This is a genomic window from Streptomyces sp. NPDC004051 (assembly GCF_053604275.1).
Window position 1 is genome coordinate 1 of the sequence record NZ_JBSGHG010000079.1, and the last position, 5,298, is coordinate 5,298.

Below are 5,298 nucleotides of genomic sequence, written 5' to 3' on the forward strand. Positions count from 1 at the left end.
GCACTGCGCCGGGCCGTGGCGACCACCGACGAGAAGGCGCTCACCGCCGTGCCCGGCATCGGCAAGAAGGGCGCCCAGAAGCTGTTCCTGGAACTCGCCGGTCGGCTCGGCGAGCCGACCGGGGCCGCCGAGGCCGGCCACCCGGCCGGCGCCGCCGCTCCCGCGCCCTGGAGCGAACAGCTGCGCGCGGCGCTCGTCGGCCTCGGGTACTCCGCGCCCGAAGCCGAGGAGGCGATCGCGGCCGTCACCCCCGCCGCCGAGGCCGCCGCGGCCGACGGCACCGCCCCGAAGGTGTCGCAGCTGCTGCGCGCCGCCCTGCGCACCCTGAACCGCGCCCGCTGAGAGGAGTGGAGCGCATGACCCGGGACGAAGCCGAAACCGCCGCCCTCGTCGGACGGCTCGTCAGCCCCGCCGCGGAGCGGTTGGTGGGATCTGTCGCCGACGGGGAGGACCAGGCCGTCGAGGCCGCCCTGCGGCCCAAGGACCTGGACGAGTTCATCGGCCAGGAGAAGGTCCGCGAACAGCTCGACCTGGTGCTGCGCGCCGCCCGCGCGCGGGGCGCCACCGCCGACCACGTGCTGCTCTCCGGCGCCCCCGGCCTCGGCAAGACCACCCTCTCCATGATCATCGCGGCCGAGATGGGTGCCCCCATCCGCATCACCTCCGGCCCGGCCGTCCAGCACGCGGGCGACCTCGCGGCGATCCTGTCCTCCCTCCAGGAGGGCGAGGTGCTCTTCCTCGACGAGATCCACCGGATGTCCCGGCCCGCCGAGGAGATGCTGTACATGGCGATGGAGGACTTCCGCGTCGACGTCATCGTCGGCAAGGGGCTGGGCGCGACCGCCATCCCCCTCGAGCTGCCCCCGTTCACCCTGGTCGGCGCCACCGTGCGGGCGGGGCTGTTGCCGCCCCCGCTGCGCGACCGCTTCGGCTTCACCGCGCGCATGGAGTTCTACGAGCCCACCGAGCTGGAGCGGGTCATCCACCGTTCAGCCCGGTTGCTGGAGGTGGAGACGACATCCGAGGGGGTCGCCGAGATCGCCGGCCGGTCCCGCGGCACGCCCCGCATCGCCAACCGCCTCCTGCGCCGGGTCCGCGACTACGCCCAGGTCAGGGCCGACGGGAGGATCACCCGCGAGATCGCCTCCGCGGCTCTGGAGGTCTACGAGGTCGACGGCCGCGGTCTGGACCGGCTCGACCGGGCGGTGCTGGAGGCCCTGCTCAAGCTGTTCGGCGGCGGACCGGTCGGCCTGTCCACCCTCGCCGTCGCGGTGGGCGAGGAACGGGAGACCGTCGCGCAGGTGGCCGAGCCGTTCCTGGTCCGGGAGGGACTGCTCGCCCGCACCCTGCGCGGCCGGATCGCCACGCCCGCCGCATGGGAGCACCTCGGCCTCGTGCCGCCGCGGCGCTGACGCGGGCACACTCGTTCCGGAACCCGAAGCGGGCATATCGCCTCTTGTCTACTTTTTATGAGCAAAGTGTTGATTTTCACCCTTGCTCACGTCTAGCGTGGGACTTCCATCGGTTTCGAACAAGTATTCGAACTGAGACATCGGCCGTGCGGGTGCACGTCTTGCCGGGTGAGGACGGTGTCCCGTCCCTCCCCAAGCCCACCCCGAACCGCCGTCGGATGCGCCAGAGGAGAACGGCGTGAACAGCTTCACCTTCACCCCCGCAACCAAGGAGCAGGCCAAGGCCCGCATCGCGCTCACCGGGCCCACCGGGTCGGGCAAGACCTACAGTGCGCTCGTCATCGGCACCGGGATCGGCGACCGGGTCGCCCTGATCGACACCGAGCACGGCAGCGCCTCCAAGTACGCCGACGAGTTCGCCTTCGACACCCTTCCGCTCGCGACGTTCGAGCCCCCCGCGCTCGTCGAGGCGCTCGCGGTGGCCGCCCACGAGGGCTACGACATCGTGATCGTCGACTCGCTCACACACTTCTGGTCCGGCTCGGGCGGGATGCTGGAGCAGGTCGACAACGCCGCGAAGCGCGTCGCGGGAGGCAACACCTTCGCCGGCTGGAGGGAGGCCCGCCCCCTGGAGCGGGCGATGATCGACGCCCTGCTCGCCTACCCCGGCCATCTCATCGCCACCATGCGCACCAAGACCGAGTACGTCGTGGAGGTGGACGAACGCGGGCGCAAGGTGCCGCGCAAGGTCGGGCTCAAGCCCGAGCAGCGGGAGGGCATCGAGTACGAGTTCGACATCGTCGGCGACCTCGACCACGAGAACACCCTGGTGATCTCCAAGTCCCGGGCGAAGCCGCTCGCCGGGCTCGTCGTCCGCAAGCCGGACACGGCGTTCGCCGAGGCCGTCCTGGACTGGCTCAACGCCGGCAAGCCCACTCCGAGCGCGTCCGACTACCTCACGACCGCCACCGCCCCGCACACCACCTACGAGGAGCTCCGCGGCCTCTACGAGGAGGTGCGACGGCACAACCTGCTCGCCGCCGCCGTCCTGGACCCCGCCGGGAGCTCGACCACGCTGGGCGAACTCATCGTGCGCCGCGGCACCGAGGCGAAGAAGGAGGCCGGAAAGCCGACCGGGCCGACCGGGCAGGCCGAGCGGAAGGGTGAGGCAGCGTGAACCTCCGGGACCATGCCACCCGGGTCGTCGTGCTCAGGGTGCTGCGCGACGCGGTGGAGGCCGAGTACCGGGCCGAGCGCCGCGCGGTCCTCGACGGGCTGCGCGCGGCCCGTGCCGAGCTCGCCCTCAAGTCGATGCGGGTGACCCTGCCGGACGACATCCCGATCGCCACCCTCACGCTCATCGACCCCCAGCCGGCGGTCGTGGTCGCCGACGAGGACGCCTTCACCGCCTGGGTGGCCGCGAACCGCCCCGGCGAGGTGGAGACCCTGGTCCAGGTGCGCCCCGCCTGGAAGCGGGAGTTCTTCGGCCGGCTCGCCTGCCTCGACCCGGTCGTCGACCCGCACACCGGTGAGGTGATCCCGGGACTGGCGGTGGAGCCGGCCTCCGAACCGCGCTCGTTCAGCCTGCGGCCCGTGCCCGGCGGAGCGGAACGGGTCGCCCGTGCCTGGCACACCGGCGAGATCGACCTGCGTCGGCTGCTCGCCCTCGGCGGTGGCGAGACGCGATGACCACCGTCACGGCACGCTCCGACAGGGACTTGCCCGCCACGCTGTGGTTCCTGATCTCACAAGCCGGTCACCTCGGTTGCGGCCGCTGGAGCCTCGGGAACGACGGGCGGCTGCGCTGCGCCTGCGGGACCGTCCTGTACCTGTACCGGCGGCCGGCGGACGGGGCGGGGAGCGGGGCACCGGCGTCACCCGGGACCCGACCCCGAGAGAGGGAGGAACGGATGACGCCGACCGAGACCGCAGAGCTCGCCGCCCTGGTCGCGGCGATGTGCCCGTCGATGCATCTGGAGGAGACCGCGACGGACGCCTGGCACCTCCTGCTCGCCGACCTGGACATCGCCGACACGCGGGAAGCCGTGATCCGGCTGGGCCGCAGACAGTCCCGCATCGACGCCGCCGACATCCGCGCCGAGGTGCACGCGATCCGGGAGGAGCGGCTCGCCCGCGACCCACTGCCGCTGCCGGACGCCGACCCGGACGACCCGCACCGCTATCGCGCGGAACTCCTGGCGATCGTGACCGAGATCGCCTCGGGGCACCGCGTCAAGCGGACACCCGCCGTCCCGGCCCAGCCGCCGCCCGCCCCCGTCGGCCGCTCGAAGAGCGACCTCCGGGCCCACGCCCTCCGTGTGCCCTGCCCCTGGTGCCGGGCCGCCGCCGGCCACCCCTGTACCGTCCCCCGGCTCGGCATCCCGATGAGGAACGCTCCGGCCCACGCTTCGAGACTCAGCGCGGCGGGGCCTGTCGAACGAGGAGAACGAGAAGAGCGAGAAGAGCGAGAAGAACAGTGCGACAAGGGGCCGGGCAATGGGCCCGGGGACACCCCGGAACGGCAGCACCGGCGTCGGACAGCCGACTCCCCCCGTCCGTTCGCGCGTTAGGAGTACTTCCCATGGTCGGCGAGACCGTCCTCACCGTCGTCGGCAACCTGACCGACGACCCCGAAATCCGCACCACTCCGTCCGGCGACGCGGTCGCACACTTCACCGTCGCCTCCACGCCCCGCACCTTCGACCGGCAGAGCAACGAGTGGAGGGACGCAGACACGCTGTTCCTGCGCTGCTCGGCCTGGCGGCAGACGGCGGAACACGTCGCGCAGTCCCTGGCGCGCGGTACCCGCGTCATCGTCCAGGGGCGGCTGCACCAGCGGACGTACGAGACCAGGGAAGGAGAGAAGCGGACCGTCGTCGAACTGGAGGCCCTGGAGATCGGCCCCTCCCTGCGCTACGCCGCCGCGACGGTCAGCAGGGCCCCGCGCGTGGGCGTGCCCGGCGGGACCCTCTTCGACACCGTCCCGTCCGCGCCGGACGACGGGCCGGGCGCTCCCGACGGGGACAAGAGCGCCTCCCACGAGCACAACAGCCCCACGTTCCCTTTCTGACCGGGATGACCATTGCCGGGTGATCGTCATGAAGGACCTCCCGCCGAGCGGCCGGGCATGGCTCGAGAGCTGGACCCCGGCTGCTGCCATCGGCCTGACCTGCACAGACTGCCATCCCGAATACCGGGAGACCGCCCCGAGGCGGGGGTGGACCGTCGGTGCCGGCCGGGGGATCGAAGAACCCGAAGAGCTCGAAGGGCTCGAAGGACTCGAAGAACTCGAAGAAGGGGGCCGAGAGTTGCCGCGATCGCAGAGCACGTATCCGACAGGTGCGCGGGGAAGGCGCACAGGACCCCCAGGGTGGCGACCATGAAGGAACGGGACCGCGAGCAGGCGCTCGAGATCGCCCTCGCCCAGATCGAGAAGCGGTTCGGCCAGGGCTCGATCATGCGCCTCGGCGACGACGCCTGGACCCCCATCGAGGTCATCCCGACCGGCTCCCTCGCCCTCGACGTGGCCCTCGGCACGGGAGGCCTGCCGCGCGGGCGGATCGTGGAGATCTACGGCCCGGAGATGAGCGGGAAGACCACCGTCGCACTGCACGCCATAGCCAACGCGCAGCGGGTCGGCGGAACCGCGGTGTTCATCGACGCCGAGTACGGCCTCGACGTCGAGTACGCGAAGAGGCTCGGCGTCGACATCGACAACCTGATCCTGTCCCAGCCGGACAACGGCGAGCAGGCGCTGGAGGTCGCCGACACACTGATCCGCTCCGGCGCCGTCGACCTCATCGTGATCGACTCCGTGGCGGCGCTGGTGCCGCGGGCGGAGATCGAGGGCGAGATGGGCGACAGCCACGTCGGCCTCCAGGCCCGG

The 5,298-nt window shown here is 72.1% G+C and carries 6 protein-coding genes and 1 pseudogene; all 7 read left to right on the forward strand.

All coding sequences use genetic code 11. From position 1 onward, the window contains the following. Window positions 1-342 (forward strand): annotated as a pseudogene (locus tag ACWEQO_RS34530) (Holliday junction branch migration protein RuvA); the annotation flags it as partial. 14 nt (window positions 343-356) lie between these two features. Further along, window positions 357-1,412, forward strand: coding sequence for a Holliday junction branch migration DNA helicase RuvB (gene ruvB / locus ACWEQO_RS34535; protein ID WP_452986469.1), 1,056 nt, complete (start codon window positions 357-359; stop codon window positions 1,410-1,412). 238 nt (window positions 1,413-1,650) lie between these two features. Then, complete coding sequence (locus ACWEQO_RS34540; protein ID WP_452986470.1) at window positions 1,651-2,589, forward strand: ATP-binding protein; 939 nt, start codon at window positions 1,651-1,653, stop codon at window positions 2,587-2,589. Continuing rightward, window positions 2,586-3,101 (forward strand): hypothetical protein, encoded by a 516-nt coding sequence (locus tag ACWEQO_RS34545; RefSeq protein ID WP_361463047.1) that lies wholly within the window; start codon window positions 2,586-2,588, stop codon window positions 3,099-3,101. Before ACWEQO_RS34540 ends, ACWEQO_RS34545 begins: the two co-directional genes overlap by 4 nt. Window positions 3,102-3,322: 221 nt before the next feature. Next, window positions 3,323-3,982, forward strand: a complete 660-nt coding sequence (locus ACWEQO_RS34550; protein WP_452986471.1) for a zinc finger domain-containing protein — start codon at window positions 3,323-3,325, stop codon at window positions 3,980-3,982. Between the two features lie 11 nt (window positions 3,983-3,993). Then, window positions 3,994-4,482: a single-stranded DNA-binding protein gene (locus ACWEQO_RS34555; RefSeq protein WP_361463043.1), complete on the forward strand. Its 489-nt coding sequence runs from the start codon at window positions 3,994-3,996 to the stop codon at window positions 4,480-4,482. Window positions 4,483-4,791: 309 nt separating this feature from the next. Further along, the coding region (locus tag ACWEQO_RS34560; RefSeq protein WP_361463041.1) for an ATPase domain-containing protein at window positions 4,792-5,298 on the forward strand (507 nt) is incomplete at its 3' end.

Bases quoted from the DNA above. Each gene is read 5' to 3' on its own strand.
- ruvB (WP_452986469.1), top strand. From the start codon at position 357: ATGACCCGGGACGAAGCCGAAACCGCCGCCCTCGTCGGACGGCTCGTC.
- ACWEQO_RS34550 (WP_452986471.1), top strand. From the start codon at position 3,323: ATGACGCCGACCGAGACCGCAGAGCTCGCCGCCCTGGTCGCGGCGATG.
- ACWEQO_RS34555 (WP_361463043.1), top strand. From the start codon at position 3,994: ATGGTCGGCGAGACCGTCCTCACCGTCGTCGGCAACCTGACCGACGAC.